Source organism: Brachyspira intermedia PWS/A, assembly GCF_000223215.1.
Lineage (GTDB): Bacteria > Spirochaetota > Brachyspiria > Brachyspirales > Brachyspiraceae > Brachyspira > Brachyspira intermedia.
In genome coordinates this window covers 1,697,921-1,724,042 of sequence record NC_017243.1, presented here as the reverse complement: position 1 = coordinate 1,724,042, position 26,122 = coordinate 1,697,921, and the positions used below count along the sequence as shown (strand labels likewise).

At 27.0% G+C, this 26,122-nt stretch carries 26 protein-coding genes; 12 read left to right on the top strand and 14 right to left on the bottom strand.

Going from position 1 to position 26,122, the window contains the following annotated elements; all coding sequences use genetic code 11:
* Nucleotides 1-25 precede the first annotated feature (25 nt).
* The gene (locus tag BINT_RS07430) at nt 26-1,030 is read right to left on the bottom strand and encodes a hypothetical protein (RefSeq protein WP_014487949.1); all 1,005 of its coding nucleotides are present in this window, start codon (nt 1,028-1,030) and stop codon (nt 26-28) included.
* Nucleotides 1,031-1,053: 23 nt separating this feature from the next.
* Entirely contained in the window at nt 1,054-1,386 is a 333-nt protein-coding gene (locus BINT_RS07425; RefSeq protein ID WP_014487948.1) for a PadR family transcriptional regulator, read from the bottom strand.
* A gap of 651 nt (nt 1,387-2,037) precedes the next feature.
* Between BINT_RS07425 and BINT_RS07420 the strand changes: the two genes are divergently transcribed.
* Together BINT_RS07420 and BINT_RS07415 are read left to right on the top strand one after the other, a co-directional pair.
* Nucleotides 2,038-2,598, top strand: coding sequence for a TetR/AcrR family transcriptional regulator (locus BINT_RS07420; protein WP_014487946.1), 561 nt, complete (start codon nt 2,038-2,040; stop codon nt 2,596-2,598).
* Between the two features lie 91 nt (nt 2,599-2,689).
* The gene (locus BINT_RS07415; protein WP_014487945.1) at nt 2,690-3,646 is read left to right on the top strand and encodes an NAD(P)H-dependent glycerol-3-phosphate dehydrogenase; all 957 of its coding nucleotides are present in this window, start codon (nt 2,690-2,692) and stop codon (nt 3,644-3,646) included.
* 51 nt (nt 3,647-3,697) lie between these two features.
* Here BINT_RS07415 and BINT_RS07410 read toward each other — a convergent pair whose 3' ends face one another.
* The gene (locus tag BINT_RS07410) at nt 3,698-4,123 is read right to left on the bottom strand and encodes a hypothetical protein (RefSeq protein WP_041177332.1); all 426 of its coding nucleotides are present in this window, start codon (nt 4,121-4,123) and stop codon (nt 3,698-3,700) included.
* Between the two features lie 115 nt (nt 4,124-4,238).
* Between BINT_RS07410 and BINT_RS07405 the strand changes: the two genes are divergently transcribed.
* Genes BINT_RS07405 through BINT_RS15290 form a run of 4 tightly spaced genes read left to right on the top strand, consistent with a single transcriptional unit; the run spans nt 4,239 to nt 7,454 of the window.
* Nucleotides 4,239-5,297 carry a DUF1385 domain-containing protein gene (locus BINT_RS07405; protein WP_041177603.1) on the top strand — a complete coding sequence of 353 codons (1,059 nt, stop codon included), beginning with the start codon at nt 4,239-4,241 and terminating at the stop codon, nt 5,295-5,297.
* Nucleotides 5,288-6,418 carry a hypothetical protein gene (locus tag BINT_RS07400; RefSeq protein ID WP_014487942.1) on the top strand — a complete coding sequence of 377 codons (1,131 nt, stop codon included), beginning with the start codon at nt 5,288-5,290 and terminating at the stop codon, nt 6,416-6,418. Before BINT_RS07405 ends, BINT_RS07400 begins: the two co-directional genes overlap by 10 nt.
* Before the next feature lie 11 nt (nt 6,419-6,429).
* A complete protein-coding gene (locus tag BINT_RS15295) occupies nt 6,430-7,194 on the top strand; it encodes a WYL domain-containing protein (protein ID WP_014487941.1) in 765 nt (254 codons plus the stop codon).
* On the top strand, nt 7,140-7,454 hold the full coding sequence (locus BINT_RS15290; RefSeq protein WP_321162741.1) for a WCX domain-containing protein: 315 nt from the start codon (nt 7,140-7,142) through the stop codon (nt 7,452-7,454). The genes BINT_RS15295 and BINT_RS15290 overlap by 55 nt, the downstream gene beginning before the upstream one ends.
* Nucleotides 7,455-7,516: 62 nt before the next feature.
* Here BINT_RS15290 and BINT_RS07390 read toward each other — a convergent pair whose 3' ends face one another.
* From BINT_RS07390 to nadE, 11 genes are all read right to left on the bottom strand, one after another.
* Nucleotides 7,517-9,604, bottom strand: a complete 2,088-nt coding sequence (locus BINT_RS07390; protein ID WP_014487940.1) for a glutamine synthetase III family protein — start codon at nt 9,602-9,604, stop codon at nt 7,517-7,519.
* 109 nt (nt 9,605-9,713) lie between these two features.
* Nucleotides 9,714-10,442, bottom strand: a complete 729-nt coding sequence (locus BINT_RS07385; protein WP_014487939.1) for a hypothetical protein — start codon at nt 10,440-10,442, stop codon at nt 9,714-9,716.
* Between the two features lie 93 nt (nt 10,443-10,535).
* On the bottom strand, nt 10,536-11,669 hold the full coding sequence (locus tag BINT_RS07380; protein WP_014487938.1) for a protein-glutamate methylesterase/protein-glutamine glutaminase: 1,134 nt from the start codon (nt 11,667-11,669) through the stop codon (nt 10,536-10,538).
* Between the two features lie 24 nt (nt 11,670-11,693).
* The gene (locus BINT_RS07375) at nt 11,694-12,287 is read right to left on the bottom strand and encodes a chemotaxis protein CheD (protein ID WP_012670039.1); all 594 of its coding nucleotides are present in this window, start codon (nt 12,285-12,287) and stop codon (nt 11,694-11,696) included.
* 16 nt (nt 12,288-12,303) lie between these two features.
* Nucleotides 12,304-13,155 carry a CheR family methyltransferase gene (locus BINT_RS07370; RefSeq protein ID WP_014487937.1) on the bottom strand — a complete coding sequence of 284 codons (852 nt, stop codon included), beginning with the start codon at nt 13,153-13,155 and terminating at the stop codon, nt 12,304-12,306.
* Nucleotides 13,156-13,173: 18 nt separating this feature from the next.
* Nucleotides 13,174-13,704, bottom strand: coding sequence for a chemotaxis protein CheW (locus BINT_RS07365; RefSeq protein ID WP_014487936.1), 531 nt, complete (start codon nt 13,702-13,704; stop codon nt 13,174-13,176).
* A gap of 11 nt (nt 13,705-13,715) precedes the next feature.
* Entirely contained in the window at nt 13,716-15,896 is a 2,181-nt protein-coding gene (locus BINT_RS07360) for a chemotaxis protein CheA (protein WP_041177331.1), read from the bottom strand.
* A 54-nt stretch (nt 15,897-15,950) separates the two neighbouring features.
* The gene (locus BINT_RS07355) at nt 15,951-16,319 is read right to left on the bottom strand and encodes a response regulator (RefSeq protein ID WP_008725288.1); all 369 of its coding nucleotides are present in this window, start codon (nt 16,317-16,319) and stop codon (nt 15,951-15,953) included.
* A gap of 19 nt (nt 16,320-16,338) precedes the next feature.
* Nucleotides 16,339-16,602: a hypothetical protein gene (locus tag BINT_RS07350; protein ID WP_014487934.1), complete on the bottom strand. Its 264-nt coding sequence runs from the start codon at nt 16,600-16,602 to the stop codon at nt 16,339-16,341.
* A 24-nt stretch (nt 16,603-16,626) separates the two neighbouring features.
* Entirely contained in the window at nt 16,627-18,555 is a 1,929-nt protein-coding gene (locus tag BINT_RS07345) for a hypothetical protein (RefSeq protein WP_014487933.1), read from the bottom strand.
* 132 nt (nt 18,556-18,687) lie between these two features.
* Nucleotides 18,688-20,580 carry an NAD(+) synthase gene (nadE, locus tag BINT_RS07340; RefSeq protein ID WP_014487932.1) on the bottom strand — a complete coding sequence of 631 codons (1,893 nt, stop codon included), beginning with the start codon at nt 20,578-20,580 and terminating at the stop codon, nt 18,688-18,690.
* 138 nt (nt 20,581-20,718) lie between these two features.
* On the opposite strand from nadE, the gene BINT_RS07335 reads away from it, so the two are divergent.
* The 6 genes from BINT_RS07335 (at nt 20,719) to BINT_RS14540 (ending at nt 26,010) form a co-directional block, all read left to right on the top strand.
* Nucleotides 20,719-21,306 (top strand): pyridoxamine 5'-phosphate oxidase family protein, encoded by a 588-nt coding sequence (locus BINT_RS07335; protein WP_014487931.1) that lies wholly within the window; start codon nt 20,719-20,721, stop codon nt 21,304-21,306.
* A gap of 113 nt (nt 21,307-21,419) precedes the next feature.
* Nucleotides 21,420-22,406: a cyclic nucleotide-binding domain-containing protein gene (locus tag BINT_RS07330; protein ID WP_014487930.1), complete on the top strand. Its 987-nt coding sequence runs from the start codon at nt 21,420-21,422 to the stop codon at nt 22,404-22,406.
* Nucleotides 22,407-22,431: 25 nt separating this feature from the next.
* Nucleotides 22,432-23,067, top strand: a complete 636-nt coding sequence (locus BINT_RS07325; protein ID WP_014487929.1) for a Crp/Fnr family transcriptional regulator — start codon at nt 22,432-22,434, stop codon at nt 23,065-23,067.
* A gap of 286 nt (nt 23,068-23,353) precedes the next feature.
* The gene (locus BINT_RS07320) at nt 23,354-24,052 is read left to right on the top strand and encodes an ankyrin repeat domain-containing protein (protein WP_014487928.1); all 699 of its coding nucleotides are present in this window, start codon (nt 23,354-23,356) and stop codon (nt 24,050-24,052) included.
* 235 nt (nt 24,053-24,287) lie between these two features.
* A complete protein-coding gene (locus tag BINT_RS07315; protein ID WP_014487927.1) occupies nt 24,288-24,986 on the top strand; it encodes an ankyrin repeat domain-containing protein in 699 nt (232 codons plus the stop codon).
* A gap of 223 nt (nt 24,987-25,209) precedes the next feature.
* A complete protein-coding gene (locus BINT_RS14540) occupies nt 25,210-26,010 on the top strand; it encodes an ankyrin repeat domain-containing protein (RefSeq protein WP_014487926.1) in 801 nt (266 codons plus the stop codon).
* Nucleotides 26,011-26,122 lie beyond the last annotated feature (112 nt).

Below are 26,122 nucleotides of genomic sequence, written 5' to 3'. Positions count from 1 at the left end.
GATTTGTCCTTCATATAAATTTTTATTATACCTTGCATATATACCTTTTATATGCAAGGTTATTTTTTAATTTTAATAAAACATATATACTATCTAGAAACAAAGCAAATAATATACAGATTAAACAAAATAACTGAAAATTATTAAATATATTAAAAGCTAGAGAATTTGCTGATTCTAATTTTGTTAATGCATTTATAAAATTAATATTAATTACATTGTATGATAATAGCCATAATGATGATGCAATAGCTGATACTATATCAATTCCTATAAATAATATAGATGTCTTTTTATTATAAGTATTTGAAAACATTTTGATAATTTCTCTTGATATCAGCATTAAAATGAATATTAAAGGAAATAGAAAACTATTCTTTATAATGTCTATATTAAAGAATGCAAAATATTCATTATTTATTTTTATTGAAAATATATTTGGAGATAAGAATAAAAGAGATAAAAATATAATTGCTGCATATATCTTAATAATTGAATTATATAGACTTCTTTTTTTATTTATAGGTTTTGGAAGATTATCAAAATCTACTGTTATGCTGGAAATATCTATATTCTTATTTGAAATAAATACAAATATTAATGTTACAAATGAAAATGCTAATAACAATGCAGTAAAAATATCGCTTGCTGTATTAATTAAATTAAAAGCTTCATTATTTATAAATATATTAAATATTGATGAAACTACTATTCCAAGCAATGTTGAAGATAATACAATTTTTAATACAAGTTTATAATATATATAATAAGGATATCCTATCAAAGATTTATTGTAATTAGTATCATATTTACATGCAAGTTCATAAGGATTTCCGATTTCCGTTAAAATATTTTTTATATCATTTATTTTATAGTCTGAGTTTGAAAATCTTTCTTTTATTATATCATCAATAAGAGTTCTTATTTCATTTGAAACATCTTCTTTTATTTTATCGGGCATTGATTTTGTAACAGTATAAATATATCTTTCAATAATATCTTCTGCTTTTTTATTTTCTTTATTTTTCATTATATGAACTCCTAATTAAAAAATTATTTATCTATTATTTTATTAACATTAGATGAAAATTCCTTCCAATGATGAACAGCTTTTTTTAAAACTTCTTTTCCATCTTTTGTTATAGAATAATATTTTCTTGGCTTATCTTCTTTGGTGTTCCATTCACTTTTTAAAAGACCTTGATTTTCTAATCTTCTTAAAAGAGGGTATAAAGTATTAGCTTCAACAGTGATGCCGTTTTCTTTTAATTTAGTAATCAAATTGTATCCGTATTCTTCTTTTTTTAATTGACTAAGAACAACTATTATTAATGTTCCGCGTCTTAGTTCCTGCATCAAATTTGATACTATATCATCATAGTTCAATATTAAATCCTTTATATATTGTTTATTATATTATACTGTGTGATACACAATATATCAATATAAAAAAATACTTTTTATTTTTTATAATAAAAAGTATTACACAATTAATTTTAATAATTATAGATCCCGCTTTCCTATATCACTAATAAAAAAATCTCGCTGAAAGGCGCTGACAACTAAAGTTATCAGCCGCTCGATTTTTTTATAGCCAAAGACAAACAGCATTTGAGTAGGGTATCGAGACTAGCATTTCTATCAACCAAAAGAATCTTATATCCCGCTTTCCTATATCGCCAAGGGCGCACAGAGTGCCAATAGGGTATCGAGACTTTGTTGTAGATGAATATTGCGAAGATTAATCCCGCTTTCCTACATCTCCGAAGGCGCACAGAGCGCAGTAGGGTATCGAGACTAGCTTTTTTAAGCCTTTATATTTCTTTCACATTAATATATATTTTACATATCTCTGTCAAAGAACTTATTAATAGTATAATATATATTATTTTTTGCAAGTAAATTTATTTGTTTTTTATTAAAATATAAAGTATATTTATGTATAAAATAGATTTTCACATAAATCGTTATATATTTATTTTACACTTAAAAAAGTATAAACTTTATTTTTATTCTAATATATGGCATACTATACAAATGAAGAATGATAAAAAAGATTTAAGAATATTAAAAACTGAAAAACTTTTAAAAGAATCATTACTTGAGCTTTTAAAAACTAATTCATTAAAAGATATAAGTGTAACAGAAATATGTGATAATGCTATGATAAATAGAGTTACATTTTATGATCATTTTAATAATAAAGAAGAATTACTTAATTCTATTATAGAAGATATAAAGCAAGACGTTATAAAAGAATTAAAAAAAGATAATTCTATATACGACTTTAAAAAAAATTATAGAAAAATATTAGAAAAGGTTATTAATTACTTTGATGATAATAAACAGTATTTCGATGTATCATTAATAGATCATAATAATACTATTTTGTTCGTTTCCTCATTGCACAAAATATTTATAGACTATTTAGGTGAAACTATGAAAGAAGACAATATTGAAAATACAAAAATAATATCTCAATTTTTTTCAGGTGCTTTAGTTTCTGTAATATTCTGCTGGGTTAAGGATAATAATAAGATAAATAAAGAAGATTTACTTAATAATATATGTATTTTACTTGAAAAATCATTTAAATAAATAGTTTACATAATATTTTTACAATTCTGTATTGATAATAGTTATTTTTTGTATATACTATATTAAAAAATAATGGATTATGGGGTATATCATGATAAGTGTTGGAATCATAGGTGCTGGCGGATGGGGACTTGCCCTTGCAAATATATTTTCAGAAAAGCATAATGTTAAAGTATGGGTACATAGTGAAGATAGTTATAAATTATTAAGCACTTCATATAGAAATGATAATTATTTGGAAAACATAGAATTAAATAAAAACATACAATTTACTATGGATATAGGCGATGCAGTAAATGACAGTGAAATTGTTATAATAGTAACTCCATCATTTGCTTTTGCTGAAGCTTGTACAAATATAGAGCCTTATATAAGTAATGATCAAATATTAGTATCTGCAACTAAAGGACTTGATAGAAAAACAGGAAAAACTATGAGCGAGGTTGCAAGGAGCATAATATCAGGTGATTTATCTATATTAACACTTTCAGGACCTTCTCATGCAGAAGAGGCTGCAAAAGGAGTACCTACTGCAGTTGTTGTAGGAGGGGAGAAAGGTGTTTCTGAATATGTAAGAGATACATTGACAGTACCTCCTAAATTTAGAATATATAACTCTACTGATCAAAAAGGTGTTGAAATAGGCGGAGCTTTAAAAAATATTATAGCCATTGCAGGTGGTATAGTTGATGGCCTTAAACTTGGTGATAATACAAAAGCTGCTCTTATAACAAGAGGATTGCATGAGATAGTGAGATTTGCTTTAAGTAAAGGTGCTAGAATAGATACTATGTATGGACTTTCTGGAATAGGTGATTTAATAGTAACATGTTCAAGCGGATTAAGTAGAAACAATAGACTAGGCAGAGAACTTGCTAAAGGTAAAAAATATCAAGATGTAATAGCTGAAAGTCATGGTCAGGTTGCTGAAGGAGTATATGCTACTACTGCTGCTTATGAATATGCTCAAAAAAATATATATATATGCCAATCACAGAAGCCATATATAATATACTTTTCAATAATGCGAATATACAGGATACTTTAACTGAACTTATGAGCAAAGATGCTAAGAGTGAAGGATTCTTTTAATATATATTTATTGATTTTGCACTTTACTCATTGGCAGCACTTGCTGTACTACTTCTTTTAATATAACTGACGCTTTTGCATTGTTTAAATCTTTAAATTCTAATATAACATAAGTAATATTGTCAATATCTAGTCTAAACTTTGTAGCTTCAGATGAAGGATCGCCAACTTTTACATAGCCCCTATAAACCATCCAGCCCTTTAATACTACATATGCATATCCATTTTCTTTTAAATCGGCGTTAAATGTAAAATATGGACTTTTACTTTTATAATATCCCACTCTATCTTTTAAAGTAGTTGCTTTTGGTATTTGCTCTTCTTTTTTTACTGGTGATTTTTCTTGTACTTCTTTCATTTGAGGAGTTGTGCTTTTGCATGAAATAAAAGCAAGAATAATAAAATTAATAATTAATATCATTAAGGGCTTCATATCATATAATATATAAATTTTTTTACAAATTCAAGTTTTTTTTATGCTTGAAAGAATATTGTATTTAGTATATTATATACCTTACTTTAACTTTAAAATAGATGAGGTGTATAATTTGAGTAAACAATTAGATGAAAATAGAATCAAAGAAGGAGTAGGCGGTCAGGCTGTTATAGAAGGGATAATGCTTAGAAATAAAAGTCATTATGTTGTTGCTGTTAGAAAGCCTGATAAGCAAATAGATTTTATTAAAGCGGCTATTCCTGAAAATAAAAACAAATTGAGTAAAATGCCTTTTATAAGAGGTGTTGTAAATTTTGTAGATATGATGAGATTAGGATACAAAACTTTGGTTTTTTCTGCTAATACTGCAGGTATTGAGGAAGAAAACAATAAAAAAGATAGTAAGCCTAAATCCGAAAAAAGTGAAAATATTGCTATGACTTTAAGTATGTTAGTGTCTTTGGCATTTGCTGTGGGACTTTTTATAGCTTTACCTTATTTTATAACTACACTTATTGGCATAGATGAGAAAAGTAATTTTGTTGTATTTAATTTAGTAAGAGGATGTATAAAATTATCTATATTTGTTTTATATCTTCTTGTAATATCATTTTTTAAAGATATAAAAAGAGTATTTGAATATCATGGTGCTGAACATATGGTTGTTAATGCCTATGAACATGGACTAGATCCTGATACAGGAAATATTAGAGATTATACAACTATACACCCTAGATGCGGTACTACATTTATGTTTTTAGTATTAACAGTTTCTATATTGCTTTATATGTTTACAAGTTATTTTGTATATACATATATATATGCGTCATATACTCCTCCTAAAATAGTTGGAAATTTAACCGTATTGGCTATTAATATAATTTTACTTCCTATAGTTTCTGGTATATCTTATGAAATATTGAAATTAGGATTTAAATTTTATAATTTCCCTCTTATGAGACTTGCTATACTTCCGGGTTTGGCTCTTCAAAAAATAACTACTAGAAGACCGCAAGATGACGAAATAGAAGTGGCATTATTTGCATTAAGCAAGCTTTTGGATACTTCTATAGAAAAAAGAACAGAAGAAGAAGTGCAAGAGAGTATAAAAGCTAGTTTAGAAAATAATGATAATATAAAAAGCGATACAGAAGAGAAATTATGCGTATAAAAAAACGTCTTGTAGCAAAAAAAGATGATTATTATGAATATTCTTCGAGTTATATAAGAAAATATATCGCCATAATAATCGTAGCTTTATTTATTATATTATTTACAGCTATATTTATACATGTTAATTATAGAGTAATACCTTTAAAAGCATATATGAGGAATGATACTCCTGTACTTGATGCTAATACTCTTTCTATTACTAATAATAATGGTATTTACTACACTGGAGATTTTACTAGTATTCCAAAATCTATTCATATAAATGATGATATGGTAGAAAATTTATATTTATACTTGTTTCATGATAATCATATAATATTTTGGAAACTTTATAAATATGGATTAAAAAGGTATTTCTCTTATTATGCTTTCAATATATTTGATGGTGATTCTCAATCTTTTATCATAAAAGAAAATGAAAAAGATTTTTTAGATTTTTATGATAATTTTGTAAGGGCTCAATTTAGAAAAAATGTTGGTGAATTTAGTATAGAGATTCCAAACTTTTATAATACTAAAATAAATATAAAATCTTCTATAGAGAATTTAATTAATGCAGAGTTTTCATTTAAATTTACTAATTTTACAGCTTCTATGGTAAATTGGAAATATAATAGGGCATTATATACTGCTTTTTATTATGGGCTTCCAAGCGGATATTTAGTTGTTCCTGGAAGTGAAAATGCTATAACCGACACAAGTTCAGTTATGGCTGTTAATACTGTAGGAAGAAATCCTTCAAGATATGCTCATAATATAATAGCGGCATTAGTTTATACTTCTTATACCACAGATCCTATTCCCGTATTTATTTATGACTCTAAGCCTGAATCACAAAATTCAAGAATTATTAAATTCTTGTTTAAAAATAAATGGTATGTATATAAAAACTTTGAATCGCATGAATATAAAGATGTTATAGATTATTATTCTAAAGAAGAAGGTTTTAGTTTTGTATTTACAGTTACAGGAAATTATCTATATGAGTCTTTTGGAGGATTTAGTAAAATAGATATGGAAACTACAAAAGGCATATTAGATGGATATTTTACTATAAATAATGAACAGTTTAATATTAATGGTAATGCTGTTAAAGAATTTGTACATAGCGTATTTTAAAAGGATATAGTATGTCAGATAAAAAGAAATTTGAGAGATTATTTGAGTTGTATACTTCTTTAATATTGGATGGATTTATAGATAAAAAGAAATTTAAGTATTTTAATGATTCATCAAAAAGAACAGCTTTGCGTGATATAGATGAAATAGAAAAATATTTAAAGATAGATTTAATTTCAGAACATAATAGGTATACAATAAAAAAAGATGATTTAAAAAAATTGAAAAAGGGGTTCAATTTTGATGATGATAATCTTAAAAAAAATGTAGATATATTATTTTCTGTATTTATGAAAAAAATAAGTTCAAATTTAGCTCTTATCCCTAATTCGACAATATATAAATTATTACCTCAAAATGTGGATAATGAATATTATGATGTTATTGTGATTTCAAATAATGATATAAATAATATATCCGGTGATGGTGAAAATATAGAAAAATTACTTTCATGTGTAAAAGATTTGAATGATATAAATTTTGATTATTATATTCAAAGCAGTAATATTAATTATAAAGTTAAAGCTATAGCGTATCTTATTTATTATTTTCAAGGTATATGGTATTTGGTTGCTTATGATCATAAACATCAAAAAATAAAAACTTATTCTATAAGCAATATATCTAATATAGAAATAATACAGAAATTAAAATTTAATAATATTAAAGAAAAAGAAGAATATGAGAAAGAACATAAAAATAGGATTGATTATAGAGAAAAATTAATAAAACTAATAGAGAAGAAAAAAGTATATATTGGAGTGATAATAAATTAATAAAAACTACTATTCATTTTAATTCAAATGTTGCTCATTATTTTAAAAATAGAGATTATGGATTCAATCAGAAAATCAAAAAGAAATTAGATGATGGCTCTATAATAGTTAATTTTGATTTTTCATCTTTTACAGAGTTTAGAATATTTGTAAGTCCTTGGCTTGGTTCTTTTAAGATAATATCACCTAAAAAATTTAATGATGAACTTATAGAGCATTTAAATTATTCTTTATCTATTATGAATGAAGAAAATAAATAAAATAAGTTATAAAAAGAAAAGGTGATAGATTATATAATCTATCACCCTTGTTATATTTTACTTTATGATAAACTGTATAGCATATCACCGTAAGTTGGAAGTTTCCAATATTTTTTTGATACTGTTCTTTCTAACTCATCTATTGTAACTCTCATATCTTCTAAACAAGCAAATATTTTATCTCTTGAGAATTTTGCTGATTTAGCTATATCATTAATTTTCTTAGCCTCTACAGTATATCCTTCTAATTTTTCTAATTTAGAATCAAGGTCTTTTATTAAATCATTGAGTTTATTAATTAACTTTTTTTCAACATCAAATTTCAATTTTAAATTTCTTTTTTTATCGGCTGTATTTGCAAGCTCACCAACATATTCTATTGAGTATGGAAGTATTTGTTTATGTACCATATCTATTAATGTTAAAGCTTCTATATTAATTTCTTTAACATATTCTTCCATACTTATTTCATATCTTGAATGTATTTCTGCTTCTGTTAAAACTTTATGTTTAGTTAATACTTCAATATTCTTTTTAGATATGAAATGAGGTAATGCTTCAGGAGTAGTTTTTAAATTAAATAAACCTCTCTTTTCTGCTTCTTTAACCCATTCATTAGAATAGTTATTACCATTATATACTATTCTTTTATGTTTTTTAAAAGTTTCTCTTATTAACTCATCAATATCTTTTTCTAAGTTATCAGATTTTTCCAAAATATCAGCAAATTGTGATAATGCTTCAGCTACTATAGTATTTAAAATGATGTTAGGGCCTGATACAGAAAGACTTGATCCAACCATTCTAAATTCAAATTTATTTCCAGTAAATGCCAAAGGAGAAGTTCTGTTTCTGTCAGTTGTATCTTTAGTTAATCTTGCTAAAGAATTAACTCCCATTTCCATTTCAACTTTTTCTTTTCCTTTATATTTTTTAGAGCTTTCCAAAGATTCAAGTATCTCTGTAATATCATCTCCAAGGAATATAGATATAATAGCAGGAGGAGCCTCAGCAGCACCAAGTCTATGATCATTACTAGCACTAGCAGTAGTTATTCTTAAAAGATCCTGATATTCATCAACTGCTTTTAGTATAGCAACTAAAAATAATAAGAATCTTTTATTTTTAGAAGGATTATCTCCCGGATCTAGCAAGTTTAATCCTGTATCTGTAGCAATAGACCAGTTATTATGTTTACCGCTTCCATTTACGCCTGTAAAAGGTTTTTCATGAAGTATGCATGCCAAATTATGTTTTTCGGCTATTACTTTCATAAGCTCCATAGTAATTTGGTTCTGATCGGTAGCCATATTTGTAACTGTAAATTCAGGAGCCAATTCATATTGTCCAGGAGCAGCTTCATTATGCTCTGTTTTAGCAACTATTCCAAGCTTCCAAAGTTCATGATCAAGTTCTTTCATAAAAGCAAGAACTCTAGGTTTAATAGCTCCGAAATAATGATCCTCTAATTCCTGACCTTTAGGTGGGCAAGCACCAAATAATGTTCTTTTACAATATCTTAAATCAGGTCTTTGTAAATATAGATCTCTGTCTATTAAGAAATATTCTTGTTCAGCACCTACAGTAGTAAATACTCTATTCACATCATCATAGCCGAATAATTTCAATATTCTTTTTGCTTCTTTTTCTATAACTTCCATAGAACGAAGTAGGGGAGTCTTCTTGTCTAAAGATTCTCCGCTATATGAACAAAATGCACTAGGTATGCATAATGTATCATCTTTTATGAAAGCATAAGATGTAGGATCCCAAGCAGTATATCCTCTAGCTTCAAATGTAGCTCTAAGTCCTCCTGAAGGAAAACTAGAAGCATCAGGCTCACCCTGAACTAATTCTTTACCTGTGAACTCCATACGAATGGAACCGTCATCGGTTTGAGTAATAAAGCTTGTATGTTTTTCAGCTGTTATTCCTGTCATAGGCTGAAACCAATGTGTAAAATGAGTAGCACCTTTTTCTATAGCCCATTCTTTCATAGCATGAGCTACTACATTGGCAACTTCTAAATTTAAACGCTCTCCATTTTTTATGGTTTTTATGAGTTTTTTATAAATGTCTTTAGGAAGTTTATCCTTCATTACATTATCATTAAAAACCATACTACCAAAAATTTCTGGTATTTTTTTCATTTTATATATTTCTCCCTAAGAAATTTATTATAAAAAATTAGAACTATTATATCATTAGTTTAAATTAATTCAATATTACTATTAGAAGTTATGAGAAAAAATTAGAATTTTATATATTTTCATGTATAAATTGTTTTAATTTGTACAATGCTTTTAATAATTCTTTCCTATCCATATTATTTCTAGATGAAAATAGCACTTTTATATCATTAATTTCAGAAAGAGACATATAATCATCACTAGCTATTCTTTGATAAATATAGTCAAGAGCTTTTAATATAGCATCAGCATAATCTTTGAATTGAAAATATTCATTTGGTAAATTCCATATAAGTGCTTCTGTTATAGCAGGAGTTAATTCATTAATATATTTAATTTCAGCAGAAAAAGCCAAGAATAAATTTTTGAATAATTTTATTAAATTGATAAAATTAGCACCACAATCATGTTCTTTTTTATCAAAATTTCTATTATCCAATTTAGGATAAAAAATTTCATTTTTTTCATTACTATCTGTAACCAAAGCACCTTCAACATTATTATCTAAATTCTTGAATGAAGGTATTAATACAATTTTTTCACTTTCATATTCTAAAATTAAAGATGACGATGTAACATTAACCTTATTTGAATATAAATCATTATTTTTAATTAATTCTAAAATAGAAGATTTAAATTTTCTAGTATCAGATGTATTAGTTGTATCATCCAATATTAAAAATATATTTAAATATTCCATATAGTTTATATCTGTTCTATTTCTTTTTGAACCAGTAGGAATAATAGAAATATTATTAAACTGTTTATGAGAAGATATTAATTTGGATATGAAATCCAATTTTTTTCTATTTTATAATATGGGTAAGCTTTAAATCCGCTTACCCATCTATTTATATATTCATATAAATCTATATTATTATCCATTTTACATTTACACTCTTTTTAGAGCGGCAGCAAGTATTTTATCTAATGGTAAAACTTCATCAACACCGCCTCTTGCAATTGCTTCTCTAGGCATTCCGAAAACTGTACAAGTTTCTTCATTTTGAGCTATATTGTAAGCACCGGCATCTTTCATTTCTTTCATACCATTAGCACCATCATCACCCATACCTGTAAGTATTATTCCGATAGCTTTGTTTTTAGCATAAACAGCACCGCTTCTGAAAAGTACATCTACAGAAGGTTTGTGTCTTGTAACAGGCTCTCCATCTCTTACTTCAATGTAATATTTACCGCCTCTAACTTTAATCATAGTATGCTTAGCACCTCTTGCTAATACAGCTTGTCCTCTTCCAACACTCATACCATCTTCAGATTCAAATACATCTATTTTAAGAATACTATTTAATCTCTTAGCAAATGAAGTAGTAAAATGTTCAGGCATATGCTGAGCAATAACTATAGGAGGAGCAGAAGGAGTAACATTTTTAAGACATTCTATTAAAGCCTCTGTACCACCTGTTGAAGAACCTATAAGAATTATCTTATCCATAGGAGTTTCTCTTGAAGGTGTAAGAGGAAGTATGATATCTGCAGTATTTTTTTGATAAACTTTGAATCCGGCTGTTTTTGGTGCTTCTAAACTAATAGAACTTCTTTCTGTAGTAGCAGCAGGTTCTGTTGGAACCGTAACACCATGTTTTCTATAAAACTTAGCTCTGTTTGCATAAGCATTTTTAATTTTTTCAACTAAGTCTGTAGCTAATTCTTCTACACCGTCTCTAACATTTGCAGAAGGTTTAATTACATAATCAAAAGCTCCAATATTTAAAGCATCTAAAGCTAATTCTCTATGTTTATCTAAAAGAGAACTAAACATTATTACGGGAATAGGGTTGTTAAGCATAAGCTTTTTAAGATATGTAATACCATCCATTTCTGGCATTTCAATATCTAAAGTAATAATGTCAGGTTTAAGATTTTTGACCTTATTTTCAGCTAAAATTGGATTTGCAGCAGTTCCCACCATTTCTAATGCAGGGTCTGAGTTTACAATTTTAGTAAGCAACTGTCTTATTAATGCGCTATCATCAATAGCTAATACTTTAATTTTTGTAGCCATATAAAATCCTTAATTATTAATATATTAAAACAATGTAATGTCTGATTTTTCTTCAAGTTTATGCTGTAAATTTTTAGAATATTTAATTTCCTGTTCAGCTGAGAATTCTTTAGTTTTACCTTCTAGTTTCTTCATAAGTACTCTATTTTCAGTATTGAAAAAGAATACTTTTCTAGGCCAAGAACCACCTATATCTTCACTTACTATAGGTATTTTTTCATCTGCTAAAAATTTCTTAGCAAATTGTATGTTCTTATCAGGTACTTGAAGAATATTGCTAGTCATACCTGAAAGTACATGTCCGCCTCCGAATATTTTAGCTGTAAGGTTTTCTTTTTTACCGCCTAATTTAATAATTTCGTTTATAAGAACCTCCATTGCAAAAACACCATATCTAGTATTATTATAATCTTCAGCCGGATTTTCCCATTCTCTCATTTCAGGAAGCATAAAGTGATTCATACCTCCGAATTTTAATTTATTCTCAAACAGGCATACAGATATACAACTGCCTAGAACTGTTTTTATTACAGCAGGTTCTTTTGAAGCATAATAACCACCTATATATATTGTGATTCTCTTAAAATTGCTATTGGCTGCTGCTGGAAAATCAATCATTATTATACACCCCTAGTTAAATCTTTTTATAAATATTGCTTGCCACATATTTAAATTTATCAGACACCCCAAATAATGTTTCTGAATGTCCTATAAATACTAAACTGTCTTCTTTCAAATATCTATGAAATTTATTAAATAATTCCTTTTGGAATTCTTTATCAAAATAAATAATAACATTCCGGCAAAATATCAAATCAAATTGAGTATGAATATCAAAATCTTCATCTTTGAAATTTAATTGTCTAAAAAACAGATTCTTTTTCAAAATGTCTTTAACTTTATATAATCCCTCTTTATCACCTGTACCTTTCAAAAAATATTTTCTTAATATATTTTCTTGTATTGGTTCAACAGATTCTTCTTTATAAATACCAGCTCTACCATGTGCCAATACATTTGTATCTATATCGCTAGCTAAAACTTTTATATCATATTTATCATAATTAGCACCAAAATATTCATGCAAAGTCATTTGAATAGTGTAGGGTTCTTCTCCAGTTGAGCATGCTGCAGACCATATTCTCAGATTTTTCACTTTGCCAGCTTTAAAATTCTTTTCCCAATCTGGAAGAAATGTACTTTTCATATACTCAAAATGCTTATTTTCTCTGAAAAAGTCAGTTTTATTTGTAGTAACAGCATTAACGAAATTAGTTAATTCTTCATCTTTAGCATTCTTGACAAAGTCTATATACTCCCTAAAAGAGTCCATTTTTAAGGCTCTTAATCTCTTACTCAATCTAGAGGTTACTAGAGCCCTTTTATGACTAGTCATTTGTATTCTAGTTTTATCATAAATAATTTTAACTAATTCATTAAACTCAGCATCACTCAGAGCCGGCATATGCTCATTCATATCTTCCATTTTTATACCTCAATGATATTATACTGTTTGATTGGTTGTTTCATTAGATTTTATGATTTCTTCTATAGGAAGAACCATAATGATCTTATTTTCCAATCTAATAACATTAGAAATTTGAAGTCCTCTCATATTATCAATAGGAGTTTCTGTCATCTGGCTTTCATAAACTGTAATAACATCACTTACCATATCTGCTAATATACCAAATTTTCTATTAGTAGTGGATATAACTATAATAACATCATCTTCAATAGAATGATCATCTCTTCTATCCAAACCAAATCTTATTCTTATATCAACTATATGAAGAATATTACCTCTTAAATTCATAAGTCCTCTCATAAATTTAGGACTTCCAGGAACAGGAGTTATATTAGTTACGCCTACAATACCTTCAATACTCAATACATCAAGAGCATATTCTTCATTATCAATTTTAAACACTAAAAATTGCTGACTAGGTTCAATAGAAATGTTTTCATCATGTTCTAAAGATGTACCTCCAACCTGAGGTATATTAGCTGCATTTATTTTTTGATTATCTAACATATTACAATCCTTTATTTAACGCCGTTATTAATTTTTCCTTGTAAAGACATATTTACTAGTCCCTGTATATCTATAATAAGGGCTATTCTTCCGTCTCCAAGTATAGTACCTCCGGCTATTCCTGCATGTTTACTGAATGCTGAATCTAAAGATTTAATAACTACTTGCTGCTGATCCAAAAGCTCATCAACAAATATAGCACATTTTCTATATCCAGCTTCAACAACTACAACTATACCATCATCTATATTTTCAACTTGTGTATCTATTTCAAATACTTTGTGTAATCTAATTAAAGGCAAATACTCATCTCTGATTTTTATCATTTCCCCTTTGCCTTCAAAAGGTTTTACCTGTTCGTTTTTTACTTTTATTTGTTCTATAATTGAAATCAAAGGCATTATGTATATTTGTTTACCTAAAGCAAAAGTAATACCTTCAATAATAGCCAATGTTAAAGGTAATTTTATTATGAATGTACTACCTTGACCTTCAGCAGATTTAATTTCTATTTTACCTTTCATTTTTTCTACATTAGCTCTAACAACATCCATACCAACACCTCTTCCTGATATGTCTGTTATTTTTTCAGCAGTAGAAAGACCAGGAGAGAAAATAGTTCTGTATATTTCTATATCAGAATATTTACCATCTTTTGAAAGAAGTCCTTTTTCAACAGCTTTATTAAAGATTTTTTCTTTATTCAATCCATTACCATCATCTGATACTTCTATAACAACATGTCCTTCTTGGTGAGCTGCAGACATTGTTATTGTACCATATTCAGGCTTACCTCTAGCTATTCTTTCTTCTTTTGTTTTCTCTATACCATGGTCCATAGAGTTTCTTATAATATGTTTAAGAGGGTCAGATAACTGCTCTAACATATTTTTATCTATTTCTGTAGTTTCACCTTTAAGAACTAGTTTAACTTCTTTGTTTAATTCTAAATTTAAGTCCCTAACATATCTATGGAATTGAGTGAATATAGGACCGATAGGCATCATTCGGATATTCATAACTTCTTCTTGTATTTGTCTTGAAGTTCTATCCATTGAACTTACAGCCTCTTTAAGTCCATTATCTATATCTAAACTTTGAGTAAGCTGCATTATTCTTGACTGTGCTATAACAAGCTCTCCGATTAAGTTCATTAAGCTGTCTAATTTTCTTGTATCAACCCTTACTGTTGAAGGAGCCTGAACTTTTGTACCAGTTTTAGGAGCTGCTGCAGGTTTACTAGCAGCTGCAGCTGTTTCTGCAGGTTTTTCTTCAGGTTTAGCAGCAGTATCTTCTTTAGCCTCTTCTTTTGCAGGCTGTTCTTCTTTAGTTTCAACTGCTTTATTTGCTTCATCATCATCTTTTATTTCAGCTTTAGTATTTATAATATTAATATCATTATCATCTATTACAAATAAGAAAATATTCTGAACTTGTTCTTCAGGAGCATTAGTTTCAAAATCCAAAGAGAACTGAGTATAACAAACATAAGGATCTTCAAGATTTAAGATAGTAGGTAAGCTATTACACTCTATTTTTAAGTTACTAATAGTACCTATAGCTCTAAGGTCATTTAAGAACATAAGAGGGTCTATACCATTATCAAAAATAGTAGCTTTAAATCCCATTTCGATATGGAATGAATTTTCTCCGCCTGAAGTAGCAGATGATTCATCAGCTTTCGTATCTTCTTTTTTTTCTTCAGGTTTAGTTTCTGTAGCTTTAGCCTCTTCTTTCTTAGGCTCTTCTTTTTTAGGTTCAGGAGATGCTTTTGGTGCAGCTGCAGCAGTACTTACATCATTACCGTCAGCTATAGCTTTTATTTTAGCTTTTAGTGAATCTATATTGGTAACACCTTCAGTTTCACTTTTACCGTCTACAATATTTTGCAACATTAATTTTACAGTATCCAGGAACTCTAACAATACTGTAATCATTTGAGGAGTAACATCCAACTTGCCGCTTCTAACTTTTTCTAATAAGTTTTCAGCAACGTGGTTTAACTCACTCATAGTTGTAAAGCCAACTGTACCTGCTGAAGATTTAAGAGTGTGAGCACTTCTAAATATTTTATTTAAAAGATCTTCATCACTTTTATTATCTTCCAACAAAACTAGGTCGTTTTCAAGACCTTCTACAATTTCATTGGCTTCACTTAGGAATATCGAAATAAATTCATCACTATCAAACATATAGCACCTCTACCTTTATAAAATCCTTATTATATAAAATAAGATGGTTAGAAATCAATTTAAAAAACGTTTTACTACATCTAAAAGCTGAGTTGGGTTAAATGGCTTTACTAGCCAACCACTAGCACCTGCAGCTTTACCCTCCATTTTTTTCTCATCTTGAGATTCTGTTGTAAGCATTAGAATAGGGGTATATTTATGTTGATCTACTTTTCTTACATGCTTAATGAATTCTATACCATCCATTTTTGGCATGTTAAGGTCTGTTATTATCATATCAACATTTGGTGTTTTACCAAGAACCTCTAATCCTGTAGTACCATCATCTGCAGACACTACAGTATAGCTGCCTTTCTTTAAAGTATATTCAACAGATGCTCTAGCTGTATTAGAATCGTCTACAATTAGTATTGTTTTAGCCATAGATTTAACCTCTTAATCATTAATTATTTTTATCATTAATTATTTTTAAATATTCTACAAACAAATTATCCATACCTTCTACTATAAGGTTTTTTTGATTTTTAGCAAGTTCTTTTTTCATAGCATACAGTATTTGAAGTCCTGCTAAATCCACATGGGCATCACCCTCACAATTAAATTTTACAGTCATATCTTCGTTATAATTAGCACTTTTTATGACATTCTTAAAATATTTACTCATAGTTCTTATATTAAGATTATCATTTATCTCTATAACTGACATAAATAAATACCTCCATTACTTTTATTAAAACATAGTAAAATCGCCGCTATCAGCACCTACATCTATACTTATATCGACATTCGGCGCATCTTCTCCAGATAAAATACTATTAGCAATAGCTCTTTCTTTCTTTATCGTATAAGAATTAACTATATCCAAATATTTATCACTTTCTATTTTCCAATTTTCTATACCTAATAAATTATAATATTCATTTTTCTTATCTCTTATAACATTTCTCATGCTATTAAAGATTTCTATTATTTCATTAATCTTTGTAAGCAATGTACTTAATGAACTTAAATCTATTAGGGTTTTGTCTATAAGTCCAAATAATTCATCAGCATAACTATCTAATCTTTTTATGTTATTATTAATAATATATTTTGATTCATCTAAACGTTTGCTTACGCTGTCTGTCATAGATTCTATAAAAGAATGCTCGCTCGACTGCTGATTGATATTAGATTTAAATTTATTAATTGAACTGAAAATAGCAGATTTAATATTATGGAACTGCTCTAAACATCCATCTACTGTTTCTGTAATGTTAGTAGCTATTGATTCAACACTTTCTATAGAGAAAGTCTGCGAATTATTAAATATATCGCTATTCTTTTCAAGTTCTATTTTAGCTAAAAAGTTAATAGAGTTAAAAGTTTTAGCAATGTTTTTTGTTTCTAAGAACATGCTTTCCAATTCTTCTATTGAGTCTATTATAGCTATATTGCTGTCAGATATTCTGTATTTATTAGTTAAAAATAATTTAAAGTTTTCTAAATAAAGTTTAATGAATCCCATATATTCATTGAACAAAGACTCTGAAACTGTGAAAGGAAACTCTGATTTACCGCTTTCGCCTCCAATCATATATTCAACTATAGTAGTTCTATCTAATGTAATATCTGTCAATGCATCTTTTAAACCTTTTAAACTTTTATAAATATCTGAGTTTGTAAGATCAATTTCCTCATGTATTGATTTAAAGTTTTCTATTATTAGAGTTAAAACTACATCATCAAAAGTAAGCAAGTCAAGAAGTTTATGTTCTAAACTTTGATTTTCTTCTTTTTCAAGATCAGCAGCATCCATAGTTTCTACTTCTTTTCCATAATATTCTATGAAATTTCTATTTTCATAAACTATGGAATTCATAGATTCTATTATATGCTCAGTCTGCTGTCTTACTATATCTTCACGAGGAAGAACCATCATTACTTCAAATATAAAATCATAAGTATTATCAACTCTTGATATTATATCTGATATTATATTAGAAAATACTGCAAAGGAATTAACCATGTTATTATGCTCTTTATCAAGCTGTTCTCTCATGATTGTAAAATTCTGTCTTTGCAATTCATTTGTTTTTAATATTTCAGTTTTAAATGACTCAAACCTTACAAATAACTCCTTACCGATTCTATTCATTTGATCTGCCTGTTCATTTGATGTTTCAGACATTTTGATTATGTTTTTGGATATTTCTCCAAAAGCCTTACCACCAGCACCATATTTAGAAGATATTATAATGGCATTTAATGAATAAACTTTAATTTGGTCAGCAAGCATCCTAATTTGTTCTATGGAATCCATAATATTACTAGTTCTGCCAACGTCTTCTACTAAGGAATCAGAAAGTTCATTGTCTTGAGATATAAAACTTTGCATTCTATCAAAGGATCTAAAAAAATCTTCTTGGTTCTCATCTAAATCATTAGAGAAGTTTTTTTCTCCTTTTTCTTTATTGGTAAAATATGAAAGCAGCTTATTAGCTTTTTCGTTTTCATTTTTCATTTCCTGTTCAATCATAGGAAATTTTTCACCTATAAAGCTATAAACTCTTCCAACTTCTTCAAGAAAAGAGTTAATATCCTTCACAGTTGTTTCTAATATTGCAGAATAGTCAAGGATATCCTGCCTTATATTATTGTCTATAATAGTTGCTGCCACTTTTTATAATTTCCCAATATTCTAAAAAATTATATATCACGTTATAAATATAACATTTATTATTGCTTTTTGCAAGTAAAATTTTTATTACACTATAATTTTACAGTAAAAATATATTTAATTAAAGTTTTTTTAATTAATTTCAAAAATTTTATTTTTCAAATTCAAGTATTTTGCAGTATAATAGATTCTATTTTGCGATTCTCTATTTCCGAATCCAAAACTTCTTCTGCTTACTGCAAGTATTGGAGGAGCCTGTATTCTTTTAGATATACCCATTCCCATGTACTGCTTCCACCATCTCTCTAAATCATCTACAAATTCAGCACCATTTTTGAAATATTTTTTTAATGTTCCTTTTTGGCATCCTATTTTTTCTTCCAAATTTCCTTCTATATAAAGTTCTAGTATATCTTCTAATATAGCTCTGTTCCAAGATTCCATTAAAAATTTGAATAAATAATCATGATAATCATATTTTATAGGATCGCCTTTACCTTCATCTACAGCCTGAGCAGTTGAAAGTTCGGCACTAGGTACAATGTTTATAGTGCCTTCAGGAATAATTTCCTTTTTAAATACTTCTTTGTTAACATAATTAGCAAGTCCGTATATCTGATATTTCCATAAATCAGCCAAACAAGCAAAAAATCCTGCTCCGTCTCCATACATAGTAGAATATCCAACCATAGTTTCTGTTTTATTGGCATTGCATGTAAATACGCCGCCAAAACTAGCAGCTATAGCAGATAATACTCTTGATGATCTATCTCTTGCCTGTATATTCTCTATAACAAAAGATGATAATTTTAGATGATCTTCTTTACCGTCTTTTATAATAGGGGAGCTTTCTAATTGTTTTACAGTATAATCTACTGATTCCTGTATAGGAACTACCATATAAGCACATCCTAAATTATCAGATAAAGTCTTTGCAAGGTTTTTAGTTGTATCAGAATTGAATTTACTAGGCATATTAACTAGTAAAACATTATCTTTTCCAATGGCATTTACATACATTACAGATGATAATGCAGAATCAATACCTCCGGATACGCCTATAACAACCTTATTTATCCCTATAGATTTCATAAATTTTCTTATTCCGTAAATAACAGTTTCATATATCAATTTATATTCATTTTCTTCTTTTATCTCTATAGTTTTTCCAAATGCTTTGTTTTTCACATCTATATCAATGAAATACAAATCTTCTTCATATCTTTTTCCTGTTAATAATAAATTACCCTTATTATCATAAACAGAACTTCTTCCGTCAAATGTATACACTGTTTTTCCATTATTTTGTATTCCTACATTATTAATGTATATAAGAGGAGTATTATGTTTACTTGCAATTTCTCCATACATGCTATGTCTTTTAGCATCTTTAACTAAAGTATATGGTGAACTTGATATATTGATAAATAAATCTACATCTTTGTTAGAATTTATAATGTCCATAGGAGAAAATGTATAATTTTTGCTCCATGCATCCTCACATATAGTAAGACCTAATTTTATCTTTTCACCATTGCATTCTATTTCCAAAGGTTTTAAATATTCTTTTATATCAGCATTATTCTCAAAAGCTAAATCTTTTAAGCTGAAAAAATGTCTTGGATCTTCAAATTCTTTATAATTAGGTAGTAAGGATTTTATTATAAAAGGGTATTCAGTGGTATTATTATGTATTAATTTACCATCTTTAGCTACAAACATAGCATTATATTTTCTTATTCTTCCATCAAAATTTTTTTTATTTTTATCAGATGCAATATTGCCAAAAATAACATATATTCCATTTGAAGATTTTATTATTTCTTCTCCAAGTTCCTCGCATTCTTTTATGAATCCTTCGCTTTCAAACATATCACCAATCATATAACCTGAAACGCATAATTCCGGAAATATCACTATATCAGCATTTTCTTTTTTAGCTTTGCTTATAAAACTTATTATTCTAACAGTATTATCGCAAGGCATAGATGGTATTATCTCTAATTGAGAAACAGCTATTTTCATATTAAACGAACTCCAAATGTATTTATATTAATTAAATTATAAAGAAAAAATATAATAAACCGTTATATATATTATAATAAAATTTATTGATTTAGTCTACAGTTATAATTTATAATTAGAAAGGTTATACATTGGTATATGAGAAGAAAAGATTTTATATTTGAAGATAAAGAAGAAATATACAGTATGCTTAATAGTATAGAATTTGGTGTTATGGCTTTGCCTGATGATATACCTTATGCTGTACCTATAAGTTTTTGCTATAAAAACAATGAAATATATTTTCATGGTGCTATGGCGGGCAGAAAATATGAAATTCTAAAGAATAATCCTAAAGTTTCTTTTAGTGCTTCAAAACCATATTCATATATACCGTCTGAATTTTTAAATGGTAAAATGATACCTACACAGTTTTTCTTTTCTGTTTTTATAGAAGGTAAATTTGAAACTATAGATGATATATCAAGAAGAAAAGAAATTTTATATGAAATAGTAAAAAAATACGAACCTAATAATGATAATCTGTCTATAGACAACAAGATGTTTGATTATGCACAAAATAATATGCTTATAGGCGTAATAAAAATTGAAAATCTTACTGCCAAAGCCAAATTCGGTCAGAATATGCAAGATGAAGAGATTACAATTATAATAGATGATTTAAATACAAGGTCTAAAGACATTGATATTGAAACTGTAGATATGATAAATAAGCTAAGAAAATGAAAAAAATAACTTGAAAAAAGTATTATAAGTGATAGAATAAAATAATAAAATAATCTTTTTTTATTCTAAAAAACTTTAGATATAATTAAATTATTAGTTGAGGAAAAAAGTTAATGCAAACAAGAGTATATAAAGCAGGTTCTATAGTATATTTTACAGGCGACACCTCAGACAGAGTTTATATCTTGAAACAAGGTCAGGCTCAAAGTATCTTTTTATCAGAAGAAACAGGTTATGAAACTAGGGAACTTATTAATATAGGCGAGTTTTTTGGGGTAAAAAGTATACTTGGTACTTATCCGCAAGAAGATACGGTTCAGTGCTTAACAGATTGTGTTGTTATCATAATTACTTATGAAGAATTTGAAAGTTTGATTGAAAAAAATAAACCTATAATCATAAAAATGCTTAAGGTGTTTTCAAATCAGCTTAGAAGAATCAATAAAAGAGTAAGAGAACTTGTTGAAAATGATATAAGCGAAGAAGGACAGGATCCTTTAGAGGGATTATACGGAATAGGGGAATTTTACTTTAAAAATAAAAAGTATAGAAATGCTCTATATGCTTATAAAAGATATATACAGTATGCAGATGAAGATTCAGCATTCTATAACACTGTAAAAGAAAAAATTGAAGAATGTAAAGAAGAATTAGATATTACAGATGATAGTGATATAGCACCTCCTGTTTCAAATGCTCCTGCTTCAGCTCCAAAAACTCAGGCTAAAGCAGCAATTAATGACCCTGCATATAATAAGGCTGTTGAGTTATATAATAATAATGATTATGTTAACTCATTAAAAGCATTCAATAATTTAATTAAAAGTCCTGATACTGCTGTTGCCGAGAATTCTATATTCTATATGGGTAAATGTTATTATAATATAAACAAATATGATAATGCTTCTACTGTATTGTTGTCAGCAATAAAAAAATATCCTAAATCTCAAAATGTTAAAGAGGCTATACTATTTTTAGCTAAAAGCTGTGAGGGCAGCGGAAATAAAACTAAAGCAAAAGCATATTATCAAAAAGTTATTTCAATGCCTCCTATGGATAATTTTTCAAAGGAAGCGAATGCAAGTATTTCAAGACTGTAATATAAAAAGAAATTAAGGAACAAATATGGATAATAATTTAAGTTCTCATACAAAAAAATATAATACTGATGATGTTATATTTCTGGAATATGAAAAAGGTGATAAATTCTATTTAGTTCAAAGCGGTTCAGTAAAAATTACAAAAGTTATAAAAGATGTTGAAAAATTGTTAGACATAGTTTATGCTGGTGAGTTTTTCGGTGAAATGGCTATATTAGAAGATACTACAAGAAGTGCATCGGCTATAGCAAATGAACCTACTGTGCTTTTAGAGTTGAGAAAAGAAAACTTCCAAAGCATATTGGCTAATAATACAGTTATGGCTTTGAAACTTTCAAAAACTTTTGCTAAAAGAATATTCGATGCTAAAAGAAGACTTTTAATACTTCAATTAAATGAAACTGACTTGAGAGTATATGACTGTCTTTTACTTTTGGCAGAGCTTCAAAACATACCTAGAGATCATTATTATGAACCTCAGGAACTAAATGCCACTATAAATGATATAGCAAATTGGTGCGGTGTAAAAGTAGTTGATGTACAAAAAGTTTTAAATACATTGGTAAAAACAGGTAAAATAGATATAAGAACTAATACCATATATGTTAAAAACTTAAAAGAGATTCAAAGACAAATTGATTTAAAGAGAAAGAAATCATAATAGTAAATAATTTTACTATATGATTGAATAAATTAGCTGATGACTGATTATTTTGGTTATCAGCTTTTATTTTATCAACAATATTATAGTAAATAAAAGATATTTATTTTTATTAATTATTTAAATATATTCACTAAAAAAATACATTAACAATATAATCATTCACAATATTATAAAGTTAAAATATATAATAATTGTTTTTATCATTTACAATAAAATATTCATATTGACAAAATAATATAATTAATATATCTTTTTTGTAAAATATTTTTAAAAAGAGGTTTATATGAAAAAAATTGTATTAATGGTAGTATTGTATACTTTATTTAGTTTTAATGCTTTGTATCCGGCAAACGAAGAAACAGAAGCACAGTTCTTCTTGTATATAGGATCTGGTAATATTGAAGAAGTTTCAAATTATATAGATGATAAAAAAATCAATATAAATGCCAAATTAGATGATGGTATGACACCATTAATATTATCTATTGTTTATAAGCAAGATGAAATAGCAAAAATGCTTATAGAAAAAGGTGCAAATCTTAATATCAAAGATAAGTCAGGATTTACAGCTTTAATACATTCTATAATGAAAAATAGAACAGAAGTATCAAAAATGCTTATAGAAAAAAAAGCTGATGTAAATATAAAGCTTTCATTAAATGAAAATGGAATATATATGAAAAATTTTACTCCTTTAATACTTAATGAAGATAAAGAAGTAGCACAATCATTAATAAGTGCTGGTGCTGATATTAATATAAAATTGACTGCAAAATATCCTGGACAAGATCTAAAATTAGAAAATGCTACACCTTTAATGTGGTTTATTTTGAATGATAATACTGAAATAGCTCAGTTATTGATAGAAGCTGGAGCTGATATCAATGCTAAAGATAAAAGCGGAAAAACAGCACTAGATTATGCAAAAGAAAAAAACAATACTAAAATAGAAGAGTTGCTTATAGCAAAAAATGCTAATTAATAATCTATTATTATTTATAGAGATAAACTTGCTGAAAGATAGCTAGCTGACAACTACTTATTTATCACTTTAAAAAGTTCATAAATAATTTTTATTAGTTGTTATATAATTCAATAGTGTAGGCAATATAGTAATTAAATATAAATTCTGTATTGCCTAAATAATAACTAATAAATATAAAATTGAGAAAATAATAATATATATATATTAAAATATTTTAAAAAAAGAGGTTTATATGAAAAAAATTGTATTAATGGCAATGTTGTATACTTTATTTAGTTTTAATGCACTGTATCCTGCAAACTCTGAAAATGAAGCCCTATTCTTATCGTATATAGCATCTGGTGATATTGAAGAAGTTTCAAATTTTATAGATAATAAAAAAATTAATATAAATGCTAGAATAAAAAATAGTGCGACACCATTAATATTTTCTATTATTTTTAAGCAAGATGAAATAGCAAAAATGCTTATAGAAAAAGGTTCAGATCTTAATATCAAAGACAATTTAGGATTCACAGCTTTAATATATTCTATAATGTACAATAGAACAGAAATATCAAAAATACTTATAGAAAAAAAATCTGATGTAAATACAAAAGTATCATTAAATGAAAATGGAGTATATATGAAAAACGTTACTCCTTTAATACTTAATGAAAATAAAGAAGTAGCTCAATCATTAATAAATGCTAGTGCAGACATTAATATTAAATTCTCTTTTCAAGATGCTGGAGAAAATATAAAATTAGAAAATATTACACCTTTAATATGGTTTATTTTTACTGATAATTCTGAAATAGTTAAGTTATTGATAGAATCCGGAGCTGATGTTAATGCTAAAGATAAAAGCGGAAAAACAGCATTAGATTATGCGAAAGATAAAAATAATCCTAAAATAGAGCAGTTACTTATATCAAAAGGTGCTAAATAATAAAGAATATGTAGTGTTAAAATCTCTATTAGTTAAAGCTGATAGAGATTTTTTATTTGTAAATCATTAAAAAGTTAAATATATAAATATTTCTAATATACATAAAATAAACTAAATAATTAAATGTTAGCATCGTGAAATTATATACCCTAATGAAGTATATACTTGACAAAATAATATAATTAACATATCTTTTTTGTAAAATATTTTAAAAGAGGTTTATATGAAAAAAATTGTATTAATGGCAGTATTGTGTACTTTATTTAGTTTTAATGCTTTGTATCCGGAGCTTAGTAAAGATGAAAAAGAATTTGTAGCATATATAGCTAATGGTAATAAAGAAGAAGTTTTAGATTTTTTAAATAATAAAAAGGTCAATATAAATTTAGATATTATGGATGGTGCTACACCTTTGATATTATCTATTATTTATAAGCAAGATGAAATTGCAAAGCTGCTAATAGAAAAAGGTGCTGATCTCAATAAAAAAGAGAAAGAAAGCGGTGCTACACCTTTAATCTTATCTATTCTTTATGAGCAATATGAAATAGCAGAGATATTAATAGAAAAAGGTGCTAATGTTAATATAAAAGACAATTCCGGATTTACAGCTTTAATACATGCTATACAGAGGGAGAAAACAGATTTATCAAAAATGCTTATAGAAAAAAAATCTGATGTAAATACAAAAGTATCATTCAAGACAGATGGATTATATTTAAAAGATTTTACTCCTTTGACATTTAATGTAGATACAGAAGTAGCTGAGTTATTAATAAAATCTGGGGCTAATATTAATACTAGATTATCTATAAAAGACGATTCAAGAAATATACAATTAGAAAATATTACACCTTTAATGTGGGTAATTTTTGATTATAATACAGAAATAGCTGAGTTATTGATAGAAGCTGGAGCTGATCTTAATGCTAAAGATAAAAATGGAAACACAGCATTAGATTATGCAAGATATAGAAATGATTCTAAAATAGAAAAAATACTTATTGAAAATGGTTCTAAATAATAATTTCTTATTATTTCTAGCGATAAACTCGCTAAAAAATAGCTGACAACTTCCTTCGTCAGTTATCAGCTGCTCGTTTATCTATTTAAAAATCAATAATAGAATTAATATT

Bases quoted from the DNA above. Each gene is read 5' to 3' on its own strand.
- BINT_RS07430 (WP_014487949.1), bottom strand. From the start codon at position 1,030: ATGAAAAATAAAGAAAATAAAAAAGCAGAAGATATTATTGAAAGATAT.
- BINT_RS07420 (WP_014487946.1), top strand. From the start codon at position 2,038: ATGAAGAATGATAAAAAAGATTTAAGAATATTAAAAACTGAAAAACTT.
- BINT_RS07415 (WP_014487945.1), top strand. From the start codon at position 2,690: ATGATAAGTGTTGGAATCATAGGTGCTGGCGGATGGGGACTTGCCCTT.
- BINT_RS07410 (WP_041177332.1), bottom strand. From the start codon at position 4,123: ATGAAGCCCTTAATGATATTAATTATTAATTTTATTATTCTTGCTTTT.
- BINT_RS07400 (WP_014487942.1), top strand. From the start codon at position 5,288: ATGCGTATAAAAAAACGTCTTGTAGCAAAAAAAGATGATTATTATGAA.
- BINT_RS15295 (WP_014487941.1), top strand. From the start codon at position 6,430: ATGTCAGATAAAAAGAAATTTGAGAGATTATTTGAGTTGTATACTTCT.
- BINT_RS07390 (WP_014487940.1), bottom strand. From the start codon at position 9,604: ATGAAAAAAATACCAGAAATTTTTGGTAGTATGGTTTTTAATGATAAT.
- BINT_RS07380 (WP_014487938.1), bottom strand. From the start codon at position 11,669: ATGGCTACAAAAATTAAAGTATTAGCTATTGATGATAGCGCATTAATA.
- BINT_RS07375 (WP_012670039.1), bottom strand. From the start codon at position 12,287: ATGATTGATTTTCCAGCAGCAGCCAATAGCAATTTTAAGAGAATCACA.
- BINT_RS07370 (WP_014487937.1), bottom strand. From the start codon at position 13,155: ATGGAAGATATGAATGAGCATATGCCGGCTCTGAGTGATGCTGAGTTT.
- BINT_RS07365 (WP_014487936.1), bottom strand. From the start codon at position 13,704: ATGTTAGATAATCAAAAAATAAATGCAGCTAATATACCTCAGGTTGGA.
- BINT_RS07360 (WP_041177331.1), bottom strand. From the start codon at position 15,896: ATGTTTGATAGTGATGAATTTATTTCGATATTCCTAAGTGAAGCCAAT.
- BINT_RS07355 (WP_008725288.1), bottom strand. From the start codon at position 16,319: ATGGCTAAAACAATACTAATTGTAGACGATTCTAATACAGCTAGAGCA.
- BINT_RS07350 (WP_014487934.1), bottom strand. From the start codon at position 16,602: ATGTCAGTTATAGAGATAAATGATAATCTTAATATAAGAACTATGAGT.
- nadE (WP_014487932.1), bottom strand. From the start codon at position 20,580: ATGAAAATAGCTGTTTCTCAATTAGAGATAATACCATCTATGCCTTGC.
- BINT_RS07335 (WP_014487931.1), top strand. From the start codon at position 20,719: ATGAGAAGAAAAGATTTTATATTTGAAGATAAAGAAGAAATATACAGT.
- BINT_RS07330 (WP_014487930.1), top strand. From the start codon at position 21,420: ATGCAAACAAGAGTATATAAAGCAGGTTCTATAGTATATTTTACAGGC.
- BINT_RS07325 (WP_014487929.1), top strand. From the start codon at position 22,432: ATGGATAATAATTTAAGTTCTCATACAAAAAAATATAATACTGATGAT.
- BINT_RS07320 (WP_014487928.1), top strand. From the start codon at position 23,354: ATGAAAAAAATTGTATTAATGGTAGTATTGTATACTTTATTTAGTTTT.
- BINT_RS07315 (WP_014487927.1), top strand. From the start codon at position 24,288: ATGAAAAAAATTGTATTAATGGCAATGTTGTATACTTTATTTAGTTTT.
- BINT_RS14540 (WP_014487926.1), top strand. From the start codon at position 25,210: ATGAAAAAAATTGTATTAATGGCAGTATTGTGTACTTTATTTAGTTTT.